The sequence below is a fragment of the Methylobacillus rhizosphaerae genome, from assembly GCF_900187985.1.
Lineage (GTDB): Bacteria > Pseudomonadota > Gammaproteobacteria > Burkholderiales > Methylophilaceae > Methylobacillus > Methylobacillus rhizosphaerae.
In genome coordinates this window covers 168,361-190,105 of record NZ_FZOA01000004.1, presented here as the reverse complement: position 1 = coordinate 190,105, position 21,745 = coordinate 168,361, and the positions used below count along the sequence as shown (strand labels likewise).

Annotated in this window: 19 protein-coding genes; 13 read left to right on the top strand and 6 right to left on the bottom strand. The window is 53.8% G+C overall.

The window, feature by feature from the left end; genetic code table 11:
* Nucleotides 1-3: 3 nt before the first annotated feature.
* From atpG to CHB59_RS05930, 10 genes are all read left to right on the top strand, one after another.
* Nucleotides 4-879 (top strand): F0F1 ATP synthase subunit gamma, encoded by an 876-nt coding sequence (atpG, locus tag CHB59_RS05975; RefSeq protein WP_089375321.1) that lies wholly within the window; start codon nt 4-6, stop codon nt 877-879.
* A gap of 62 nt (nt 880-941) precedes the next feature.
* Nucleotides 942-2,339 carry a F0F1 ATP synthase subunit beta gene (gene atpD / locus CHB59_RS05970; RefSeq protein ID WP_089375320.1) on the top strand — a complete coding sequence of 466 codons (1,398 nt, stop codon included), beginning with the start codon at nt 942-944 and terminating at the stop codon, nt 2,337-2,339.
* Between the two features lie 29 nt (nt 2,340-2,368).
* A complete protein-coding gene (locus CHB59_RS05965; protein WP_089375319.1) occupies nt 2,369-2,794 on the top strand; it encodes a F0F1 ATP synthase subunit epsilon in 426 nt (141 codons plus the stop codon).
* 158 nt (nt 2,795-2,952) lie between these two features.
* A complete protein-coding gene (gene glmU / locus CHB59_RS05960; protein ID WP_089375406.1) occupies nt 2,953-4,266 on the top strand; it encodes a bifunctional UDP-N-acetylglucosamine diphosphorylase/glucosamine-1-phosphate N-acetyltransferase GlmU in 1,314 nt (437 codons plus the stop codon).
* A 1-nt stretch (nt 4,267) separates the two neighbouring features.
* Entirely contained in the window at nt 4,268-6,100 is a 1,833-nt protein-coding gene (gene glmS, locus CHB59_RS05955) for a glutamine--fructose-6-phosphate transaminase (isomerizing) (protein WP_089375318.1), read from the top strand.
* An 18-nt stretch (nt 6,101-6,118) separates the two neighbouring features.
* Nucleotides 6,119-6,841, top strand: a complete 723-nt coding sequence (locus CHB59_RS05950; protein ID WP_089375317.1) for a response regulator — start codon at nt 6,119-6,121, stop codon at nt 6,839-6,841.
* A gap of 2 nt (nt 6,842-6,843) precedes the next feature.
* Nucleotides 6,844-8,226 carry an ATP-binding protein gene (locus CHB59_RS05945; RefSeq protein WP_089375316.1) on the top strand — a complete coding sequence of 461 codons (1,383 nt, stop codon included), beginning with the start codon at nt 6,844-6,846 and terminating at the stop codon, nt 8,224-8,226.
* An 83-nt stretch (nt 8,227-8,309) separates the two neighbouring features.
* Complete coding sequence (locus CHB59_RS05940; protein ID WP_089375315.1) at nt 8,310-8,591, top strand: DUF5666 domain-containing protein; 282 nt, start codon at nt 8,310-8,312, stop codon at nt 8,589-8,591.
* 84 nt (nt 8,592-8,675) lie between these two features.
* Nucleotides 8,676-9,107 carry a DUF411 domain-containing protein gene (locus CHB59_RS05935; protein ID WP_089375314.1) on the top strand — a complete coding sequence of 144 codons (432 nt, stop codon included), beginning with the start codon at nt 8,676-8,678 and terminating at the stop codon, nt 9,105-9,107.
* A gap of 129 nt (nt 9,108-9,236) precedes the next feature.
* Nucleotides 9,237-10,472, top strand: a complete 1,236-nt coding sequence (locus CHB59_RS05930; RefSeq protein WP_089375313.1) for an MFS transporter — start codon at nt 9,237-9,239, stop codon at nt 10,470-10,472.
* On the opposite strand, the gene CHB59_RS05925 is transcribed toward CHB59_RS05930, so the two are convergent.
* Nucleotides 10,469-11,368: a LysR family transcriptional regulator gene (locus CHB59_RS05925; protein WP_245835060.1), complete on the bottom strand. Its 900-nt coding sequence runs from the start codon at nt 11,366-11,368 to the stop codon at nt 10,469-10,471. The genes CHB59_RS05930 and CHB59_RS05925 overlap by 4 nt on opposite strands.
* 195 nt (nt 11,369-11,563) lie before the next feature.
* On the opposite strand from CHB59_RS05925, the gene CHB59_RS05920 reads away from it, so the two are divergent.
* From CHB59_RS05920 to CHB59_RS05910, 3 genes are read left to right on the top strand one after another with little or no spacing between them, the layout of a single operon-like run.
* A complete protein-coding gene (locus CHB59_RS05920) occupies nt 11,564-12,025 on the top strand; it encodes a (2Fe-2S)-binding protein (RefSeq protein WP_089375311.1) in 462 nt (153 codons plus the stop codon).
* On the top strand, nt 12,022-14,328 hold the full coding sequence (locus CHB59_RS05915; RefSeq protein ID WP_089375310.1) for a xanthine dehydrogenase family protein molybdopterin-binding subunit: 2,307 nt from the start codon (nt 12,022-12,024) through the stop codon (nt 14,326-14,328). The genes CHB59_RS05920 and CHB59_RS05915 overlap by 4 nt, the downstream gene beginning before the upstream one ends.
* Nucleotides 14,329-14,334: 6 nt before the next feature.
* Nucleotides 14,335-15,339 carry an XdhC family protein gene (locus tag CHB59_RS05910; RefSeq protein WP_089375309.1) on the top strand — a complete coding sequence of 335 codons (1,005 nt, stop codon included), beginning with the start codon at nt 14,335-14,337 and terminating at the stop codon, nt 15,337-15,339.
* Here CHB59_RS05910 and CHB59_RS05905 read toward each other — a convergent pair.
* The 5 genes from CHB59_RS05905 to CHB59_RS05885 form a co-directional block, all read right to left on the bottom strand.
* Nucleotides 15,336-15,935 (bottom strand): nucleotidyltransferase family protein, encoded by a 600-nt coding sequence (locus CHB59_RS05905; RefSeq protein ID WP_245835058.1) that lies wholly within the window; start codon nt 15,933-15,935, stop codon nt 15,336-15,338. The two genes, CHB59_RS05910 and CHB59_RS05905, sit on opposite strands and share 4 nt — an antisense overlap.
* The gene (locus CHB59_RS05900; protein ID WP_089375404.1) at nt 15,932-16,453 is read right to left on the bottom strand and encodes a ProQ/FinO family protein; all 522 of its coding nucleotides are present in this window, start codon (nt 16,451-16,453) and stop codon (nt 15,932-15,934) included. Before CHB59_RS05900 ends, CHB59_RS05905 begins: the two co-directional genes overlap by 4 nt.
* A 142-nt stretch (nt 16,454-16,595) precedes the next feature.
* Nucleotides 16,596-18,548, bottom strand: coding sequence for an alpha-amylase family protein (locus CHB59_RS05895; protein ID WP_089375308.1), 1,953 nt, complete (start codon nt 18,546-18,548; stop codon nt 16,596-16,598).
* A gap of 6 nt (nt 18,549-18,554) precedes the next feature.
* Nucleotides 18,555-20,768 (bottom strand): HAD-IIB family hydrolase, encoded by a 2,214-nt coding sequence (locus CHB59_RS05890; RefSeq protein WP_089375307.1) that lies wholly within the window; start codon nt 20,766-20,768, stop codon nt 18,555-18,557.
* A complete protein-coding gene (locus tag CHB59_RS05885; protein ID WP_089375306.1) occupies nt 20,765-21,700 on the bottom strand; it encodes a carbohydrate kinase family protein in 936 nt (311 codons plus the stop codon). The genes CHB59_RS05890 and CHB59_RS05885 overlap by 4 nt, the downstream gene beginning before the upstream one ends.
* Nucleotides 21,701-21,745 lie beyond the last annotated feature (45 nt).

Here is a 21,745-nt window from a genome sequence, read left to right as displayed (position 1 = left end):
ACAATGGCTGGTAGCAAAGAGATACGTAGCAAGATCAAGAGCGTGGAAAATACGCGCAAGATCACCAAGGCAATGGAGATGGTGGCAGCATCCAAGATGCGCAAGGCGCAGGAGCGCATGCGCATGGCCCGTCCCTATGCGGAGAAGATTCGCAATGTGACAGCCCACTTGTCACAAGCCAATTCCGAATACAGGCACCCTTTTATCGTTAAGCGTGAAAAGGTGGCCAACGTCGGCTTGATCGTCGTCAGTTCGGACAAAGGTTTGTGCGGTGGCTTGAATACCAATGTACTCCGTATGTCGTTGAATCAGATGAACGCATGGGAAAACGAAGGCAAGAAAATTGCTGTCAGTGCGATCGGCAATAAGGGGTTCACTTATCTGAACCGTGTCAATGCTGATGTCAAATCCCATGTGACAGGTCTCGGTGATACCCCAAGCCTGGAAAAGCTGATTGGCAGCATTAAAGTGATGCTGGATGCTTACATCGCTGGTGAAATTGATCAGCTGCATATCTGCTATACCCGCTTCATCAACACAATGAAGCAGGAACCAGTGATGGAGCAACTGCTGCCATTGTCTGGTGACAAGCTGGATACCACGACCAAGACAGCACAGGGCCCATGGGATTATATCTATGAGCCTGAAGCTAATGTCGTCATTGATGAACTGATGACTCGCTATATTGAGTCCATTATTTATCATGCCGTTGCCGAGAATATGGCTTCTGAGCAAAGTGCCCGTATGGTGGCGATGAAGGCCGCTTCTGATAACGCGAAGACTGTGATTGGTGAACTGAAGCTGGTGTACAACAAGGCACGCCAGGCTGCGATTACCAAGGAAATTTCAGAGATTGTCGGTGGCGCGGCGGCTGTCTAGTCGTGCTGGAATGTAGCTTAGCTAAAGCTCGAAGAATTTAAGTATAGATTGAGGATACCAAGATGAGTCAAGGTAAGGTTGTTCAATGTATTGGTGCCGTGGTTGACGTTGAGTTTCCACGTGATCAAATGCCCAAGGTATATGATGCACTGATCCTGGATGAAGAAACATCCACGGCAGAAGCAGGACTGACCCTGGAAGTGCAACAGCAATTGGGTGACGGTGTTGTGCGCGCCATTGCCATGGGTTCCAGTGATGGTCTTTCCCGCGGCATGAAAGTTAAGAATACTGGTAACCAGATTCAGGTACCAGTAGGTCACGGTACGCTGGGTCGTATCATGGACGTGCTGGGTCGCCCTATTGATGAGGCTGGTCCAATTGAAGCTGATGAAAAGCGCTCGATTCACCAGAAGGCGCCTACATTCGAAGAACTCTCTCCTTCCGTCGACTTGCTGGAAACTGGTATCAAGGTGATTGACTTGGTATGTCCGTTTGCCAAGGGCGGTAAAGTTGGTCTGTTCGGTGGTGCTGGTGTGGGCAAGACCGTGAACATGATGGAACTGATCAACAACATTGCGAAGCAACACAGTGGTTTGTCCGTGTTTGCCGGTGTTGGTGAGCGTACTCGTGAAGGTAATGACTTCTACCACGAAATGAAGGACTCTAACGTTCTCGACAAGGTTGGCATGGTGTTCGGTCAGATGAACGAACCACCAGGCAACCGTCTGCGTGTTGCGCTGACTGGCCTGACCATGGCGGAGCGTTTCCGTGACGAAGGCCGTGACATCCTGTTCTTCGTCGACAACATCTATCGTTACACCCTGGCCGGTACCGAAGTATCCGCGCTGCTGGGCCGTATGCCTTCTGCTGTGGGTTATCAGCCTACATTGGCTGAAGAAATGGGCCGCTTGCAAGAGCGTATCACTTCGACCAAGGTTGGTTCGATTACATCTATCCAGGCCGTTTACGTGCCTGCGGATGACTTGACCGATCCATCCCCGGCTACTACCTTCCTGCACTTGGACTCTACAGTTGTGTTGTCCCGTGATATCGCTGCGCTGGGTATCTATCCTGCGGTTGATCCACTGGATTCCACTTCCCGTCAGTTGGATCCACAAATCGTTGGTGAAGAGCATTACGCTGTAGCGCGTTCCGTGCAATCAACACTGCAACGTTACAAGGAATTGCGTGACATTATCGCGATTCTGGGTATGGATGAATTGTCTCCAGAAGACAAGTTGGCAGTTGCACGTGCACGTAAAATCCAGCGCTTCCTGTCACAGCCATTCCACGTTGCAGAAGTATTCACTGGTGCACCTGGTAAATATGTGACACTGAAGGATACCATCAAGGGTTTCAAGGCCATCGTGGCTGGCGAATACGACCACCTGCCAGAACAAGCGTTCTATATGGTTGGCGCAATCGAAGAAGCTGTTGAAAAAGCGAAGACCCTTAACTAATACCTGTCACAAGGTAAGGATAGGACGATATGGCATCAACAATACACCTGGACGTGGTTAGCGCAGAAGAGTCCATTTTCTCGGGCGAGGCAGAGTTCGTTGCTGCTCCTGCGAAAATGGGCGAGGTGGGTATTTATCCCAATCATGCGCCTCTGATCACTACCATCAAGCCAGGCGTGCTGCGGGTTAAGGTTGCCGATAACGGTGAAGAACAGGCGATTTACATTTCCGGCGGTTTGCTGGAAGTGCAGCCTGGTGTGATCACTGTACTGGCTGATACTGCGATTCGTGGACATGACCTGGATGAAGCCAAGGCAATTGAAGCCAAGCGTGTTGCGGAAGAAACATTACGCAACAAGTCTTCCGGCGTAGACTATGCGCGCGCGCAGGCTGAATTGTCCGAAGCACTCGCTCAATTGCAGACAATTGAGCAATTACGCAAGACAACGCACTAAACCTGTAAGTTTTGCATGAGAAGGCAGCCAATCGGCTGCCTTTTTTCATTTATACTTCCAGTTAATTCTCAACGCTTGAACCGGATCAGAACTTGTCTTTTTCATCACCCTCCTCCAGGCTCAATGTCGTGATTCTCGCAGCGGGCAAAGGTACCCGTATGCATTCCGGCAAACCCAAGGTACTACATGCGCTCGCAGGCAGGCCTATCCTGCAGCATGTATTGGACACTGCACGGAAACTCAACCCCAGCAAGATCATTGTCATTTATGGTTTTGGCGGTGATGCAGTGCCGCAGGCATTGCCCGCTGATGACATTACCTGGGTGCAACAGGCTGAGCAATTGGGTACCGGACATGCCATGCAGCAAGCGCTTCCCCATCTGGAAGCAGATGCGAGGACGCTTATCCTGCTGGGTGACGTGCCTTTGCTTGCAGTGGAAAGCTGCCAGAGTTTATTGGCTGAGCAGGCTGCCCTGGCATTGTTGACAGTGCATAAGCATGATCCGGCAGGTTATGGGCGCATTGTGCGAGAACAGGCATCGGTGCAGGCAATTGTCGAGCACAAGGACGCAACGGAGGCTCAACGCGCAATCCAGGAAGTGAATACTGGCATTATGGCTGCAGATAACGCCTGGCTGGCACAATGGCTGGCGCAACTGGATAACCGCAATGCCCAGCAGGAGTATTATTTGACGGATATCGTGGCACTGGCCGTGGCGGATGGCCAGGCAGTGGCCGCCACGCAAAGTGATGATGAATGGCAGGTGACAGGTATCAATTCCAAACAGGATCTTGCGACGCTGGAGCGCGTCTACCAGCAGCGGTATGCGGCAAGGTTACTGGCGCAGGGTGTGACGCTGGCCGATCCTGCGCGCATTGATGTGCGCGGGACATTGACCGCCGGGCGTGATGTCGAGATAGATGTTGGCTGTGTGTTCGAGGGTGAGGTAACACTGGCTGACAATGTGCGGATAGGCTCGTATTGCGTGATCCGTAACGCCAGCATTGGTACTGGGACTGTATTGGCAGCCTATACCCATATCGACGATGCCAGCCTGGCAGAAGCCTGCAAAATCGGGCCTTACGCGCGATTGCGACCGGGCACGAACCTGGCTGACCATACGCATGTTGGCAACTTCGTAGAATTGAAAAACGCCCAGGTGGATAGTGGCAGCAAGATCAACCACCTGAGCTATATCGGTGATGCTACCGTAGGCAAGGATGTGAATATCGGCGCAGGCACCATTACCTGCAACTATGATGGCGTGAACAAATCACGCACCGTGATCGAGGATAAGGCGTTCATTGGCTCTGACACGCAACTGGTGGCGCCGGTGACTGTCAAGGCAGGTGCGACGATTGCGGCTGGCACTACGGTTACCCAGGACGCCCCGGCAGAGCAGCTGACCATGTCGCGCGTGCGCCAATTCACGATAGAAAACTGGAAACGCCCTGAGAAAGTGAAGAAATAAGATGTGTGGCATTGTTGGCGCAGTTGGCGCACGAAATATTGTTCCGGTGTTGATAGAGGGCCTGAGCCGCCTGGAATATCGCGGCTATGACTCCGCAGGGATTGCTGTGCTTAGCGAGGGCGCTATCCGCCGTGTGCGCGCGGTGGGCCGTGTGGCGGAAATGCAGGGCAAGGCCCAGGAGGAAAACCTGACCGGGACACTGGGCATCGGCCATACGCGTTGGGCCACGCATGGCGGCGTGACTGAATCCAATGCGCATCCACATATCTCGCGCGGGGAAATTGCCGTGGTGCACAACGGCATCATCGAGAACCATGATGAGCAGCGTCTGCGCCTGCAGGCAATGGGTTATGAATTCGAGTCGCAAACCGATACCGAAGTGATTGCGCACCTGATCCATTACTACCTTGCCCAGAAATTGCCATTGCTGGATGCAGTCAAGCACGCCGTCAAGGAGCTGACAGGCGCGTTTGCGATCAGTGTGGTATCCATTCACTATCCTGGCCAGATGATCTGCGCACGCCAGGGCTGTCCATTGCTGATCGGGCTTGGGGAAGGTGAAAACTTCATTGCTTCTGATGTTTCTGCCGTGCTGTCTGCCACTCGTAATGTAATCTATCTCGAAGATGGTGACGTGGCAGATATTACCAAAGACCAGGTATTGATATTTGATGCGGCGGACCAGTTGGTGGAACGTACCGTGCATCGCAGCGACCTCTCGCTGGCTTCACTGGAGCTGGGTCCCTACTCCCATTTCATGCAGAAGGAAATCCACGAACAGCCGCGCGCATTGACCGACACGCTGGAAGCCATTATCGACGACAACGCCTTCAGCCCGGCCTTGTTCGGCGCGGAGGCGGAAGCAGTGTTTAGTGAAGTGGACAGTATATTGATCCTGGCGGCAGGTACAAGTTACTACGCCGGCCTGACCGCCAAATATTGGTTGGAAAGCATCGCGCAATTACCCACCTCGGTGGAAATTGCCAGCGAGTACCGTTACCGCAAATCCGTGCCCAACCCCAGGCAATTGATTATCACCATTTCCCAGTCCGGCGAGACCCTGGATACCATGGAAGCGCTCAAGCATGCCAAGTCGTTGGGTCAGAACCTGACCCTGGCCATTTGCAATGTACAGGAAAGCGCCATTCCACGCGCATCGCGCCTGGTGCTGTATACCCGTGCCGGTGCAGAAATCGGTGTGGCATCGACCAAGGCTTTCACTACCCAACTGGTTGCTTTGTTCACGTTGGCTGCGACGTTTGCCAAGCAACGCGGCTTGCTGGCCCAGAATCAGGAGCAGGCCTATATCGACGAATTGCGCCGCCTGCCCGGCAGCGTACAGTATGCGCTCAACCTTGAGCCACAAATTCGTGAGTGGGCGAAGGCGTTCAGTAACAAATTCCATGCCTTGTTCCTCGGGCGTGGTATGCACTACCCAATTGCCCTCGAGGGTGCGCTCAAGCTCAAGGAGATTTCCTATATCCATGCCGAGGCCTACCCTGCCGGAGAATTGAAACATGGGCCTCTGGCGTTGGTGGACAGGGATATGCCTGTGGTGGTGATTGCTCCTAACGACGCTTTGTTGGAAAAAGTGAAATCCAATATGCAGGAAGTCAGCGCGCGTGGTGGGGAGTTATTCGTATTTGCCGATGCAGACAGCAACTTTACTGCCAGTGAAGGGGTGCATGTCATTCGTACGCCACGTCATGTCGGGGTATTATCCCCGATTCTTCATACCATCCCCGTCCAGTTACTGGCATATCATGCGGCTCTGCTAAAAGGGACGGATGTCGATAAGCCACGGAATCTGGCCAAGTCGGTCACAGTAGAATAGTCACGCGAGCTTACCAAGATGAATAAACCAGATCATATTCTAGTCGTTGATGATGACCATGAAATCCGCGAGTTGCTGACGGATTACCTCCGGGATGCTGGTTTCAGGGTTTCCGAGGCGGCCAATGGTCGTGAAATGTGGCGGGTAGTCAGTAAGGAGCAAGTGGACCTGATTGTGCTGGACCTGATGCTGCCAGAGGAAGATGGCCTGAGTTTGTGTCGCGGGGTACGTGCGCAGGGGGATACGCCTATCATTATGCTCACAGCCAAAGGTACCTTGGTTGACCGTATTATCGGGCTGGAAGTGGGGGCGGATGATTACCTGCCCAAGCCGTTTGACCCGCGTGAGCTATTAGCGAGAGTTAAGGTGATACTGCGGCGCACACGCACCAATACCGAGAAAAGTGCTGTAGATGAATATGCGTATATCAGTTTTGAAGGCTGGCGACTGGATACACGGGCGCGACAGATGTTTTCGCCGAGTGGTGTGATTGTGTCTCTGGGGAGTTCAGACTACATGGTACTGCGGGCTTTGCTTGAGCATCCCAACCGCCCACTGAGCCGTGAATTCCTCATCGAGCATGTCTACGGCAAAGACAGTCAGACCATTGATCGATCGATTGATGTGTGCATCAGTCGCTTGCGCCACCATCTGGAAATGGATTCACGTAATCCCGGTATTATTCGTACTGTCCGCAATGCGGGTTATATGTTGACCAGCCAGGTCAAGCACGAAAAATGAACATGAAATGGCTATGGCCAGCATCGCTGTTTGGGCGTCTGGTCATCGTGTTGGTGGCGGGCACCATGACAGCTCAGGTGCTGACAGGGTTTATCTGGTATGACATGAATTATGCCAAGGCCCTGGAAATTCCCACTCGGGTTCTGGCGGCAAAATTGTCCGACAGCATTGGTTTCATCGAAATCAGTAAAGTTGATGATGAGCAGTTGCTGATCAACAAGCTCAGCAACTCCATGTATCGGCTTACTCCGGTGAGCGCTCCTCCCCGCCTGGCGGCACTCAATACGCGTGAACGAGCAGTGGAGCTCCTGTTCAAGCATGTGTTTGAGCAGGAGTTCGGCCGCTCCCTGCCTATTCGTATCACCGAGATTGACTTGCGTGATGAGCATGGCCGAGAGGCACAATGGCTGGATCTATTTGAATCGCACTACCCTTCCGCCCATTTCACTCTCTATGTGCAGCTGGACAGTGGGCAATGGCTGCAGCTGAATGCGCATGAGGGCCAGGCTGGCATGAGTGTGGCGCCGCTGATGGACCTTTTTGACTATCTGTTCCGCGTTTATTTCATCCGTATTATTGTCATTGTCGGCATTGCCTTGTTTGCTGTGCGGCAGATCATGAAGCCACTGGATCGGCTGGCAGCTGCAGCAGAGCGTCTGGGCCGCAATATCTATAGTCCTCCGCTGGATGTGGATGGCCCGACTGAGGTGCGGCGTTCAGCGAATGCATTCAACCTGATGCAGCAGCGCCTGATTGATACGGTGACAGAAAAAAGCCGTTTTCTCGCAGCCATTTCGCATGACCTGCGTTCCCCGATCACGCGCTTGCGCCTGCGTACCGAGCAGATCGAAAGACCTGTGCTGCGGGATAAATTCCGTCGAGACCTGGAAGACATGGAAACCCTGATTTCCACTACTGTGGAATTCATGCGTGGTGTAGAGGTGCATGAAAACCGCCATCCTATTGATATCAATGCCATGTTGCAAGGGCTGCAGGTGGACCTGCAGGAAACCGGAGCCGAGGTTTCACTGCATGGTGAAGCAGTGCCGATTGATGGCTATGCCGTGAGTCTGAAACGATGCCTGCAGAACTTGCTGGAGAATGCGATACGCTATGGTAAGTCTGCACATATTGAGGTGATGGATACTACAGAACGGTTGCAGATCGCCATCCGCGATCATGGGCCAGGCATTCCGGAGCATTTACTCAAGCACGTGTTTGAGCCGTTTTACCGGGTCGAGAGTTCGCGTAATGCCGCTACTGGTGGTTTCGGGCTTGGTCTGAGTATCGCCAAGACCATTGTGGAGGCGCATGACGGCCAGATCAATTTGCACAACCTGGCGGAAGGCGGCCTCGAAGTGCTGGTTGATTTACCTAGAAATTGACATCTGCCTGATTTTTGGGAATGATTCCCGCATAGATATATGAATTATTTCATGTATCTTCATCAATAATGAGGAGAAACGTCATGAAGAAGACCTTGAGTATCAGCCTTGCAATACTTGCTTTTGCAGGTGTGGTATCTAGTGTGCAGGCTGCGGAAGAAGAGTTCTATGGAGTGATTGAGAGCCGTTCGGATACTAACATCGGAACCTGGGTGGTATCAGGCCGCCAGCTTGATGTGACCAAGAATACAGAACTGGAAGAAAAGCATGGTCCGTTGGTGGTGGGTGCCTGTGTAGAGGTTGAGATCGAGAATGGCCTCGTGGAAGAAATAGAAACCAAGAAAAAGGAAAAATGCGCCCAATAATGGGCCTACCAGAGGCTGGATTTGGGAGATTGCCTGGCAAGCTGTTAGACTCGGCCTCTGTTTTCCTGCAAATTGGTTGATGCTATGTATGTTCTGACGCGCTTCACAGCGCTCCTGTTGTTGCTGGCTTCGTCTTCTGTCTGGGCTTTGCCGTTGGTCACGCTGTACAAAGATGCGAATTGCGGTTGCTGCCAGAAGTATGTGGCATATTTGCGTGAGCATGGCTTCAAGGTCGAGGCATTTGACCGGGCGGACATGGGACGCATCAAGCAACAATATGGTGTCACGCGTGTGGCAAGCTGCCATACAGCGCTGATTGGTGGTTACGTGGTGGAAGGTCATGTGCCCGTCACGGCAATCCAGAAGTTATTGCAGCAGAAACCCGCCATCGCAGGGATCAGTGTTCCGGATATGCCAACCAATTCCCCAGGCATGGGAGAAATGAAGCCTGGTACCCTGACTGTGTATACCATTCCTGCAGCGGGTGAAATGCCCCGTGTATTTTCAGTGGAATGAGCCTGGAGCAACGCGGCACGCGGTGCCGGACCCCATAACCTGAAATTACCCAGCCTCCCCGGAAATAATCTCAATAGCCCTGATAATACCGGGGTGTAATGCCAATGCTGCATTGTTTACAATATCACCATGCCTGTCGACGACTCGTCCTACCCCCTGCGTAATGCCGCTTTTCTCAGATTACTGGCTTTTCGGGTCAGTATTACGTTCTCATATCAGGTCATGGCCGTGGTGGTGGGCTGGCACATTTTCCAGATTACGCATGATCCCTTGTCACTGGGGCTGATCGGCCTGGCGGAAGTCATTCCCTATTTCTGTACTGCCTTGTTTGCAGGTTATGCCGTGGATCATTATTCGCGGCGTATGTTTGGCATAATGGCCAGTATCGTATTGACGATAAATGCGTTGGTGCTGGTGGCTATTTCGTCCGGCTGGCTATTGCACGAAAGTGAGTCCCCACTTTTTATCTATGGATCCATCGCCTGTGTAGGATTTGCCCGGGCTTTCATCGGCCCTTCATACAGTGCCTTGTTTGCGCTGGTATTGCCGCGGCAGCAATTTGCCCGGGCGGCGAGCATCGGCAGCGCCGTGTTGCAGACCGGCCTGGTGCTGGGACCGGCAATTGGTGGTGGCATGATTGCCTGGCTGGGTATCAGTGCTGCCTATGGGTGTTCTGCCGTGTTTGCCCTGGTCGCAGCGGTTGCCATGGTGAGCCTTAAGGTCAGGCAGCCTCCCGCGACAGACAATACGCCTGTATTTGCCAGCATAGGGCAAGGGCTGCGTTTTGTTTTCAACAACCAGATCATGTTGGGAGCACAGGCACTGGATATGTTTGCTGTGTTGTTTGGCGGTGCCGTCGCCATGCTGCCCATGTTCATCCATGATGTATACAACCATGGCCCGGAAGGCTTGGGTATCCTGCGTGCTGCACCTGCATTGGGCGCCATTGCAACAGGCATCTGGCTGACGCGCCACCCGATCAACCGCAATGCGGGCCGCATTCTGCTGGTAGCCGTGGCAGGCTTTGGGTTGAGCATCATTGCCTTTGCCCTGAGTGGCAATTTTTGGCTTGCAGCGTTCTTGTTGATGATTTCGGGTATCTGCGATGGCGTATCCGTGATTGTGCGTAGCACGATCATGCAGCTCGTGACACCGGATGAAATGCGTGGCCGTGTTTCTGCCATCAATGGCATTTTCATTGGCTCGTCCAATGAGCTGGGCGCATTTGAATCGGGTATGGCAGCCCGTCTGCTGGGGTTGGTGCCTTCGGTCATATTCGGCGGAGCGATGACAATCGCCGTGGTCGGTGCAGTGGCAGGGTTTGCGCCGAAATTGCGCAAACTCAGTATGCGCGACCTGTATTAATCGAGGCGTTGGGTCGGGAATAAGGCTGGATCACTGAGTGCCTGGGCGATCTTGTCATAAACCAGGCGGATGCGGTCAGGCACCGGGCCGCGTCGTGGACGGTACACATATAGATTCCATGAAGGTGCAATAAACTCATCCAGCACAGAAACCAGGCGTCCACTCTGCAAATGCGGAATGGCAAAAGGTGAGCCAAGTTGCGCGAAGCCAGTACCGTTCAGTGCCAGCGCTACTTCCAGTTCGGAATCATCCGTGATGAAGCTGGGAGATTTGAGGGTGAGCTGCTGACCATCTGCGAAGAACCAGGGCCAGTGTTTGCCACTGCTCTTATCCGCCAGGGCGATGGTGGGTAGGTCATTCAACTCCTGTAGCGTGGCAGGGATGCCGGTTTTTGCAACCAGCTCTGGCGTGGCTACTACCAGGAATGAAACTTTGGACAGGGACCGGGCCACAAAGCTGCTGTCCCGCAAGAACCCCACTCTGACGCCAATATCAATTTGCTGTTCGACGACATCGCTGTGCGCATCTGACAGGCGCAGGTCTATCGTGATCTGGGGATACTTCTGTGCAATTTCACTGAGTATGGGTAGCAGGAAATGACGCCCGATCACGATGGGTGCCGTAATACGCACGATGCCGCCGATATCCTGTTGCCGTTGCCTGCCCGATGTAAGAAATAAGTCATCTATGCCAGTGACCGCTTCTCTTGCGCGCGCCGCCAAGTGTTCGCCGAATTCGGTAATACGCATCTGGCGCGTATTCCGATAAAACAGAGGTTCTCCGAATAAGGTCTCCAGCTCCTTGATAGCCCGGGTGATGGATTGTGGCGAGGTGGCCAGCCGGGCTGCGGCTTCCTTGAAGCTGCTGGCTTCGGCAGTTGCACAAAAAATGCGCATCAATTCCAGGCGGTTGAGCATGATGAATATGGTAAAGAATCAATGTCACATTATTCCACAAAATGGAATTCTAAAATAAGTATATTTCCATTTATAGAGTAGGGTAATTTCTGCATACTGCGCATATCTCATTGATATTAAACGATATATATATTTGTATATAACGTTATTGGTTTGCACTTGAAAGGAATTGACATGGTATTGCTGGAAATCAATGGTCAGAGTCGCCAGTTGGAGGTGCCCAATGATATGCCATTGTTATGGGCAATACGTGATGTTGCCCAGCTGACAGGTACCAAATTCGGGTGCGGCATGGCGTTGTGTGGGGCTTGTACCGTACATCTGGATAATGAGCCGGTGCGTGCATGTGTGACTCCGGTTTCGGCGGCGGTAGGCAAGAAGATCACTACAGTCGAGGCTGTAGGGGAGGACAAGGTGGGTCAGGCTGTCCAGCGGGCCTGGCTTGAGCTGGGGGTTGCCCAATGCGGATATTGCCAAGCTGGACAAATCATGTCCGCTACAGCCTTGCTTCGCGCTACCCCCAATCCTACGGATGAAGAAATTGATGAGGCGATGAGTGGCAATATTTGCCGTTGTGGTACATATCCGCGCATTCGTGCGGCAATCAAGCTGGTTGCCAAGGGAGGCACAAAATGAGCCAGGAATTGATGATGGATCTGCCGGATATCAATCGCCGTCGCCTGCTTAAAGGGGTTGGTATTGCGACTGGCCTGGCCTTGACCATAGGCATTAATGACCTTGTACGTGCGGCGGTCGCAGAGCCGGCGAAGAAGTATGGCGGTGATGCCATGCCTGGCGGGCTGAAGGAAGATGTGCTGGTGTTTGTCTCCATTGGTTCCGATGGCATCGTCAATATTGTGGCGCATCGCTCAGAAATGGGCCAAGGTGTACGCACCAGCCTGCCCTTGGTGATCGCTGATGAGATGGAAGCCGACTGGGCACGCGTGCGTGTGGTGCAGGCGGAGGCAAATGAAGCAAAGTACGGCAATCAGAATACGGATGGATCACGCAGCATGCGTCACCATTTTGAACCCATGCGACGTATCGGGGCCACGGCGCGCATGATGCTGGAAACGGCTGCGGCGGCAAAATGGGGTGTTCCGCGTAATGAAGTGCGGGCCAGAAACCACCAGGTCGTGCATCAACCCAGTGGCAAGACATTGGGCTATGGTGAGTTGGCAGTTGCAGCCGCCAAGTTTCCGGTTCCAGTGCGAGACAATCTGAAACTTAAGTCTGCCGCTGAATTCCGTTATATCGGCAAGCAGAATACCCGCAATGTCGACGGTCAGAAAATTGTCACTGGCACAACGCATTACGGTATCGATACTCAGCTGAAAGGCATGCTGCATGCTGTCATTGCCCGGCCGCCAGTGCTGGGTGGCAAGGTCAAGTCGTTTGATGCCAGTGCAGCACTCAAGGTACCAGGCGTGCTCAAGGTACTTGAGCTGAAGAGCAGCAGTCTGCTGCCGCCATTGTTCCATCCACTGGGAGGCATTGCCGTGCTGGCAAGCAATACATGGGCGGCGATCAAGGGACGTGAAGCGCTGAAGATCGTCTGGGATCATGGTGCTAATGCAGTCTATGATTCTCAAACCTATCGCAAGATATTGGAAGCCGCTGCGCGTAAACCTGCGAAGGTTGTCCGCAATCATGGGGATGCTGCTGGCGTACTGGCCAGGGACGGCAAGAAATTTGTCGCCGAATACTATCAGCCGCATATTGCTCACGGCACCATGGAACCACCTGCTGCCACGGCGCAGATCGTGAATGGCAAGTGTGAAGCCTGGGCATGTGTGCAGGATCCCCAGGCAGCGCTGGATGCTGTGGCTGCGCATCTCGGTTTCAAGCCGGTTAATGTGCGTGTGAATGTGACGTTGCTGGGTGGTGGTTTCGGGCGGAAATCCAAGCCTGATTATGTGGTAGAGGCTGCCCTGCTTTCCCAGGCAATGAAAGGCAAGCCGGTCAAAGTGACATGGACACGGGAAGATGACCTGCACCATGATTATTTCCATACCGTATCATTGGAGCATATGGAGTGTGCCCTGGATGCCAAGGGCATGCCGACAGCATGGCTGCACAGGACAACCGCGCCGACCATTGCCTCGACATTTGTCGCCAATGCCAAAGGCGGTGCGCCATTTGAGCTTGGCATGGGCGCAGTGAATATCCCGTTCAATATTCCCCATATGCGAGTTGAGAGTCCGGAGGTTCAAGCGCATACCCGTATTGGCTGGTTCCGTTCCGTTTCCAATATTCCGCACGCATTTGCAGTGCAGTCTTTTGTGGCAGAGCTGGCGCACAATGCCAAGCGCGACCATCGGGATTACCTGCTGGAGCTGTTGGGGCCGGCACGCAAGGTGAATCCTGATAGCATCGAAGATGGCTGGAATTATGGTGAATCGCCGCAACGTTATCCGCTGGATGTAGGCCGCATGCGTCATGTGGTCGAGTTGGTCACCAGCAAGGCAGGCTGGGGGAGAAAATTGCCCAAAGGGCATGGCTTGGGGCTGGCATTCTGTTACAGCTTTGTCACGTATATCGCGGCAGTTGTTGAAGTGGTGGTCGGCGAAGATGGTGAGATCAGTATTCCCCGTGTGGATATTGCCGTGGATTGTGGCCCGCAAGTGAACCCGGATCGCATCCGCTCACAGGCAGAGGGCGCATGCATCATGGGTGCAAGTCTCACTCTCACTGGTGAAATCAGTTTCAAGAATGGGGCAGCGCAACAGAGCAACTTCCACGAGTATCAGGTACTGCGCATCGACGAGGCACCGCGCGAGATTCATGTGCATATGGTGGAGCACGCGCTGGATGTGCCGTTGGGCGGCGTAGGTGAGCCTGTAACCCCCACTATCGCCCCGGCCATCTGTAATGCCATTTTTGCCGCCACGGGCAAACGCATCCGTACCCTGCCCATACGTGACCAGTTGAAGGCGTAACGCATCATGTATATGCCTGAGCAGGAAGTGCTGGAACATGCGATTGGCTGGTTGCAGGCTGGACATCAAGTGCATCTTTGCACTGTGGTGAAAACCTGGGGATCATCGCCGCGTTTGCCTGGTGCCATGCTGGCGGTGAGGGATGATGGTCAGCTGCTGGGCTCTGTTTCTGGCGGGTGTATTGAAGACGAGCTGATCGCGCGCGCACGAAGCCATCGCCTGCCGCCAGTCAATGGCCTGCTTGAGTATGGGGTAAGCCGGGATGAGGCGCAGCATTATGGTATTCCCTGTGGTGGACAGTTGCAGATTTTTGTCGAGCATGTCAGCAGCGTACATGTGCTGCAGCCCGTGCTGGATAGTCTGCAGCAACGCAGGCTATTGCGGCGCTCTGTGCGGATCGGTAGCAATGAAGTGATCTGGGGTGATGCCATGCCGGGTGCAATTGCCTGCCTGGAGAATGGCTGGTTTCATCATTATTTCGGCCCACAATGGCGTTTGTTGATTATTGGCGCCAATCAATTGGGCGCCATGCTGGCCAGCATGGCGCAGGCATTGGAATTCAATGTGCTGTTGTGTGATCCGCGTGAGGAAATACGTGCACAATGGCAGGTGGAGGGTGTGCAGTGGTGTGCAGGCATGCCGGATGATGTGGTGCTGGACATTGCCGCAGACGGATACACCGCAATTGTAGCTGTGACGCATGACCCCAGGCTGGATGATATGGCATTGCTGGAAGCCTTGCGCTCAGAAGCTTTTTACGTCGGGGCGCTGGGCTCCAGGCTGAATCAGGAGAAGCGGCGCGAACGCTTACGCATGTTTGAGCTCGGCGATGAGGAAATCAGCCGCTTGCATGGTCCCGTCGGGTTGCAGATCGGCAGCAGAACGCCGGCAGAGATTGCGGTGGCCATCCTGGCGGAAATCATCCAGATACGTTCGCAGCAACGTGCAGCAGCCTTGAAGAGTCAATCCATTGCCAGTGCACTATCTGCTGGCAGTGTCTGTACCAGTTAGGTATCGGGCAGGAGACGTTGTAACTCCTCCCAGGTATCAAAATCCTGCAGAATACCCGGATCATCGCACTCCAGCATGACAATGTCCTCCGCATGGCGACGCAGGACAGAGCGTGCGCCTTCGTCTCCAGTCAGAGTGGCAAGTTCGGCATAGAAACGCTTGCTGAAAGCCACGGGGTGTCCGCGCAAGCCATGATAAGTGGGTGCTACGATGTTGTGGGTATGTACTGACAGCTGATCGACGATCATGGTGATAGTGTGCGGCAGAATAAACGGCATGTCGGCCAATGCGACGACAATGGCATCCGGTGGACGTGGTTGAAATACCAGGTGACGTACTGCCGCGGCCAGGCTGTCTGCCATTTCCTGCTGGTCTGGCTGGCAGGCCAGCACTTCCAGTCCCGCACCTGACAAGCAGTCAGCCAGTGCGGGAGTTTCCGGCCTGACCACTGCCAGGCTGTGTGGAAGCGCAGCCACGAGATGTTGTGCTGCGATCAGGGCAGCGGGCTGGTTATCCTGCAGGGGGTACAGCAGCTTGTTGCCGGGTGTGAAGCGGCGGGAGTGGCCAGCTGCCAGCAGGATACCGGTAATGTTCATTCCACAGGAGGAGTGACGTCACCGGGTGCAGGTGGTTGAGACGCAGGCTCCTGGGCACTGGCATTTTCCGCTGCAGCTGCCTTGGGTTTGCGTGGCTGTTTGCGGCGTGCCTCCAGGGAACGTGCCTGTGCCGCATCACGGGCTGTCACCTCGCCTGCCGTGTTGCCTTCCAGGTCAACGCGTGGCGCACCTTCAACAATACTGGCCCAGTAACGTGTGCCTCGGCACCAGGTTTTCACTGCTTCTGTAATTGCAGCAGTTTCCAGCCCGATTTCCTTGGCCTTGGCCAGTAGCTCTTCATGGATGCCGACCTTGAGTGGCAGCTTGGGAGCTGGGTTCTTGGGGAACGCCTTGGGAAAATGCTTTTGCAGCCTGCCAATACTGAGTATTACAGGATCAACTGGGTCCTGCCTGCGCGGCGTAGCGGCCTTGGGTTTTGTTTGAGGTTTGGCAGGTCGTTCCGCCTTGGCCTTGGCTGCCAGTTGTTTTTTAAGTTCTGCGAGTTGTTCAAAGCCCATTGTGGTATCTGGAAAGATAAAAACTGCGATTCTACTACTGAAAGTACCAGATGCAGAAACCGGGTACGCGGTCATGCCGAATGGTGTGCATGGATGCATGCCATTTTGTATCACCATGTACCTGGTCTGGTGGGTTGCAGATTTAGAGTTGCAGCCAGTAAAAGCTCAATGCCGGGATTTCAACTGTTCCTGTTTGAGTGGCAATGCATTGGTTGCTATAGATATCCCTGGTTTCATAGCGCTCTGAGAGATTGACGGTATTCAACTCGGTCAGGTTCAGGATATGTGGCGCAGTATCAAAATTGGCGATGACCAGCACGCGCGAATAAATCCCGTGTGCCGTGAAGCGCATAAAGACAAACAGGTGTGGATTGCTGGTCTCGAATATCTCGCGATTATTGAGGTCGGCAAATGCTGGAATCTGCTTGCGTACCGCGAGTATTTTCCTGATGGCATGGAAAATACGGTGTTCTACGGTTCCGGGTTCATGGCGGCGCTCTGCTTTGCGCCAATCCAGGGTGGGACGATGCACCCAGCGGCTGTCGTGATGTTTGTTCTCGTCAGTCAGGTAAGTATTGTCGTTGAGGGTACCGATGGCATCTCCGTAATAAAGCAGCGGGATACCGCCAAACGAGGCAATCATGCCATGCAGCAGGATAATGATCTGGACACTGTTATCTATGGCGGCATCGTCATGGCTGGAAAGTGCGGCTTCCAACCCGGCCAGGGACGCCAGGGAGCCGGAGATACGGGCATCACCGGTTTTTTCATTGCGGCCAAAGGCAACGCCAGTGGCCGTAGAGTCGGGATAGACTCCAGTATAGTAATCCACCAGGAAGCGACGGTGTGCTTGCGGGTCATAGCCTGCGGCGCGGATGTCGTTATCATCGAAACCCAGCCCGATATCATCATGGCAGCGGGCATAATTGAGCCAGGTGGCTCGGTCCAGCTTGGTGGGCAGGTTACGCAGGCCATGGTTGAGCAACAAGGTTTTCTTGGTTGCCACAGCATCCCATAGCAAGGCCATGAACGTGGCGTTGTAGGCCACTTCACATTCTTTGGCGTTGACGGCGTCCTCACCGAAATATTTGATGATTTCCAATGGAGCTACAATGGCTTCGGCAATGAACAGCGTGCCTGGGGCTGTGACCTGGCAACAGTCTTTCATCAGTTGCAGGATCAGGTGGGCCTCACGTTCATTCTGGCAGGTGCTGCCGATTTTTTTCCAAAGAAAAGCTACGGCATCCAGCCGCACGACATCTGCCCCATGGTTGGCCCAGAACAAGATGATATCGATCATTTCGATGAAAACAGCCGGGTTTTTGTAATTGAGGTCCCACTGGAAATGATTGAATACTGTCATCACCCAGCGCCCCATTTCCTCGTTCCAGGTGAAGTTGCCGGGAGCTGTTTCCGGGAAAACCTCGGGCATGGACTGTTCGAAGATATCCGGGATCTTGCGATCCGGGTAGGTGTAGTAATAGTCCAGGTGTTGTTCGTTGCCCTGTTTGGCCTGTTGAGCCCATTCGTGTTCATCCGAAGTGTGGTTCACAACCACATCCAGCACCAGCAACATACCCCGGCTACGCATATCGGCACTCAAGGCGTCCATGTCATCCAGCGTACCGTATTTTTCATCGATCTTGCGGAAGTCACGTACGGCATAGCCACCGTCGTTGCGTCCTTTGGGACCATCAAGTACAGGCATGATATGCACCAGGTTGATACCTAGTTCCTGCAGGTAATCCAGCTTTGCGTGCATTCCTTTGAGATCCTGGGCGTATTCCTGGCAATACAAGGTATAGCCAGCGAGTTCCTGGCTTAGGAACCAGTTGTGATCTTTCTCGCGCGCAAGATCGCTTCTGCGGAGCTCCGGGCGGCGATTGACATATTGCCTGGCCATGACTTCCACCAGCTTCTGCAGTTGCGGGCGGAAATCGTGGCGGTCGCCATACAGCTGGTGGAATAAGGAATGTATGGCATAGAAATTGGCCCCGAGACGGATATAGAAATGTTTCAAGTCCTCGCAGCCTACTTTGGGGTCCAGGCCAATGAGGATATCGTTCAGTAATGAGTGGGAAACTTGTTCATACATGCCGATTCACTTTCTTTGTTTTTGATTGTGAGTACTTTCCTCTTTCCCTTGTGTCACTGGCACAGGTTCGTCCGCACCGAAACCGTAATGGGCAATACCTTCCATGATGCCTGCGGCGTAATGCCCTGCGGCAAAATGGACTTGCTCCATGCCACGTAACGGCTCCAGTTCTTCACTGTAATTGCCGACCACTACGCCCAGAGTGTCGCCGACCAGCATTTCCTGGTCATTGCCGGAATCCCCCGCCACCAGGAAGTGATGCAATGGCACGCCCCATTTATAGGACAGGTAACGGATGGCATGCCCTTTCGAGGCGCGGATGGGCAGCAGGTCAAGAAACTCATGATGGGAATAGATCAATTGCGCGCAGAGCTGCTGATCACGCAGATAATGGTTGATCTCCTCAAGCGATGGCATGCGGTCAGGATCAACAATGTAGCTGAGCTTGAACTCACGCTGATTTTCGGCTGCCTGCAGTGTCAGCCCTGGCAGTGATTGCATGGCTTGCTCCAGCGCATCACGACGCCATTTGTGACGGATATGGTTGGCCCATCCTGTGTCAGGTATCAGGTGTGCGCCATAATGAATCTCGCTGCCTACCGAGGTAATCCATACAGCAGGCGGAGGGGCCTGCCATTGTTTGAGAATATCAACCGCACTTGTGATGACGCGACCAGTGGCAATGCCGAAAGCCAGCCTGCCCTTGTGGTGTTGGAGCCAGTTTGCCAGCTGGCGCAAGGCACGCTTGTCACCCAGCAGTGTATTGTCGATGTCGCTGATAAGCGCGGAGTTAACCAGCGGCATGTAGGATTTCCCGGAATCCAGCTTGATGACCATTTGCCTGCGCCAGCGTTTACGATCACGGCGCAGAACCTGGCGTACCTGCTTCATGTAGGTGTTGACATGGGCAGGCCAATTGTAATGCCGCTTAATGCCATTCAAGCCATTTCTTGCCCAGTGGCGCCAGCGTTTCCTGTCAGCCAGAACCTCCTTCAGGGATTGTGCAATAGCCTCACTTTCCAGTGTGTTCGACAGTAAACCGCTGCGGCAGTTGCGCACGATATCCCGAGGGCCACCATCATCAGGTGCAACAAAAGGCAGCCCACTGGCGGCGGCTTCAATCAGGGTCAGACCGAATGGCTCGGTGAGTGCCGCATTGACAAAGACACCATGCCTGCGGGCCGCCAGGCGATATAACTCGGGAATATCATCCTGTGAAATATGCTTGGGAATGGCTACCTTGCCCCAGAGGTCATAGCGATCAATATCCAGCAGCAAATCCTGCATCACCTCCTGCTGCGCTTCTTCCAGCTCGCGGATATCATCGCGCGTGCCTGCTACGATCAATAGATTGGCCTGTTGTTGCAGTCCGGGATTCCTGCCAAACGCCGTCACCAGGCCTTTCAGGTTCTTGCGGACCTCGGGGCGGCAGATGGTGAGGATAAGGGGTTTGGCTGGATCGGCAAAGAAACGGTCGATATTCTGTTGCAGGCTGGAAGATATTTTCCTGCGGTCAGGCGGAGAAAAACGTGTCGTATCCGTGCCCGGCGGGATGACGCAGAAGCGCTGGTGGTCGAAATGATGATAAAGACTGTATTGCTCATCGATTTCCTGCTGGGTACTGGTGACGATCATGGAGGCATGTTCCAGCACAGACTCTTCCGCCGCAATGCGGCGCTCAAAATTGAATTGCCGCTCTATTGCAGAAGCCTTACGTCCTGAAGAAAGTAAGCGCTCACGTTTTGGATGACCCAGGGAATGGCCGGTATGTATCTGGGGAATGCCCAGCAGCAAGGATAATTGCTGTCCAACATAGCCTGCATCGGCATAATGCGTGTGTAGCAGGTCAGGCAGGCGCCCTCCCTGGCTGCGCAGGAAATTCAGGCATTGGTCCACCATCTGGTCAAGATGAGGCCATAGCAGTTCCTTGCGCAGATAACGTCTGGGGCCGCAAGGCAGGCGGATGATGCGGGCATGATGGCCCAGAGGCTCTTCCGCGATACGGTAATCCGGGGCCAGGTTGTTATCTTCAATACGCCGCGTAAGCAAATCCACTTTTTCCACTGATGGATGCTTGCCCAGGGCGCGCGCCAATTCCACGACATAGGTGATCTGCCCCCCTGTATCGGCGTCACGTCCCAGCTCAAGATTTTCGGAGCGGATCAATCCATGCATGCTGATCATGAGGATATAAATAGGTCTGTCCCCTGTGCTACTCATTGTTGCCATTCCCTGAGAAACGGCAGGTAGAAATCACTGGAATCCGGTGCTGCGCCACGAATGCCGCAAAGTGCAGCTGCGAATTGATTGGCACGTGCGATCATGGTGGCAGTGGGCCACTCATTGAGTATGCCCATAATGCACACCGAGGCAAAACCATCACCGGCGCCGACGGTATCGACAAAACGTTGGGGTGGTGTCGTGCCTTCAATACGCTGTACCTGATGTTCGCGGTCTATGGCCCATGCTCCCTGATCCCCTTCTGTCACCAGCAGCATGTCCAGGTTGAAACGCTTGAGCAATGCCGAGGCATGCTCAATGGCATTACGTCCAGGCAGACGCAGCATAGTGCCGAGTGTGGCCAGTTCCTCAGCATTGAGCTTGACGATATCGGCGCGCAACAGGGACCGGCGCACGGTATGTTTGTCAAACCAGGGCTCGCGCAGATTGATGTCCAGAAAACGGGGGCTGGTGCCATAGTTGAGAAAATTGTCCACAGCCAGGCGTGATTCCATATTACGCTGGGCCAGCGTACCAAAATAAACCAGTGCCGGCTTGGTTGCCATGGTGACCATATGAGTGATACCGGCGTTGATGTAGTCATATGCCTGGGAAGGCAGAATCTCGAATTGATGGCCGTGGTCGGACATATGCACTTTGACTTGTCCGGTCGGATGCAATGGGTCGATCTGGACACCTGTGGTATTCATGTCCTGGCGCTGCATTTCGTCCATTAACTGACGGCCCAGATCATCCTGGCCGATACGTGTAATCATCACGGGATGCAGGCCAAAAGCCTGCAAATGGCGTGCTACATTGAATGGTGCGCCGCCCAGTACGCTGCCATCAGGGAAGATATCGGCAAGTACCTCGCCGAAAATGGCAATCGAATGGCCGTTGTGTTGCTTGGAGTCGCGTTGAGGTAATGCCACTGTTGCTCCTTATCTATTTATTCGATGGAATTACGAGGCATCATG

Bases quoted from the DNA above. Each gene is read 5' to 3' on its own strand.
- atpG (WP_089375321.1), top strand. From the start codon at position 4: ATGGCTGGTAGCAAAGAGATACGTAGCAAGATCAAGAGCGTGGAAAAT.
- atpD (WP_089375320.1), top strand. From the start codon at position 942: ATGAGTCAAGGTAAGGTTGTTCAATGTATTGGTGCCGTGGTTGACGTT.
- CHB59_RS05965 (WP_089375319.1), top strand. From the start codon at position 2,369: ATGGCATCAACAATACACCTGGACGTGGTTAGCGCAGAAGAGTCCATT.
- glmU (WP_089375406.1), top strand. From the start codon at position 2,953: ATGCATTCCGGCAAACCCAAGGTACTACATGCGCTCGCAGGCAGGCCT.
- glmS (WP_089375318.1), top strand. From the start codon at position 4,268: ATGTGTGGCATTGTTGGCGCAGTTGGCGCACGAAATATTGTTCCGGTG.
- CHB59_RS05950 (WP_089375317.1), top strand. From the start codon at position 6,119: ATGAATAAACCAGATCATATTCTAGTCGTTGATGATGACCATGAAATC.
- CHB59_RS05945 (WP_089375316.1), top strand. From the start codon at position 6,844: ATGAAATGGCTATGGCCAGCATCGCTGTTTGGGCGTCTGGTCATCGTG.
- CHB59_RS05940 (WP_089375315.1), top strand. From the start codon at position 8,310: ATGAAGAAGACCTTGAGTATCAGCCTTGCAATACTTGCTTTTGCAGGT.
- CHB59_RS05935 (WP_089375314.1), top strand. From the start codon at position 8,676: ATGTATGTTCTGACGCGCTTCACAGCGCTCCTGTTGTTGCTGGCTTCG.
- CHB59_RS05930 (WP_089375313.1), top strand. From the start codon at position 9,237: ATGCCTGTCGACGACTCGTCCTACCCCCTGCGTAATGCCGCTTTTCTC.
- CHB59_RS05925 (WP_245835060.1), bottom strand. From the start codon at position 11,368: ATGCGCATTTTTTGTGCAACTGCCGAAGCCAGCAGCTTCAAGGAAGCC.
- CHB59_RS05920 (WP_089375311.1), top strand. From the start codon at position 11,564: ATGGTATTGCTGGAAATCAATGGTCAGAGTCGCCAGTTGGAGGTGCCC.
- CHB59_RS05915 (WP_089375310.1), top strand. From the start codon at position 12,022: ATGAGCCAGGAATTGATGATGGATCTGCCGGATATCAATCGCCGTCGC.
- CHB59_RS05910 (WP_089375309.1), top strand. From the start codon at position 14,335: ATGTATATGCCTGAGCAGGAAGTGCTGGAACATGCGATTGGCTGGTTG.
- CHB59_RS05905 (WP_245835058.1), bottom strand. From the start codon at position 15,935: ATGAACATTACCGGTATCCTGCTGGCAGCTGGCCACTCCCGCCGCTTC.
- CHB59_RS05900 (WP_089375404.1), bottom strand. From the start codon at position 16,453: ATGGGCTTTGAACAACTCGCAGAACTTAAAAAACAACTGGCAGCCAAG.
- CHB59_RS05895 (WP_089375308.1), bottom strand. From the start codon at position 18,548: ATGTATGAACAAGTTTCCCACTCATTACTGAACGATATCCTCATTGGC.
- CHB59_RS05890 (WP_089375307.1), bottom strand. From the start codon at position 20,768: ATGAGTAGCACAGGGGACAGACCTATTTATATCCTCATGATCAGCATG.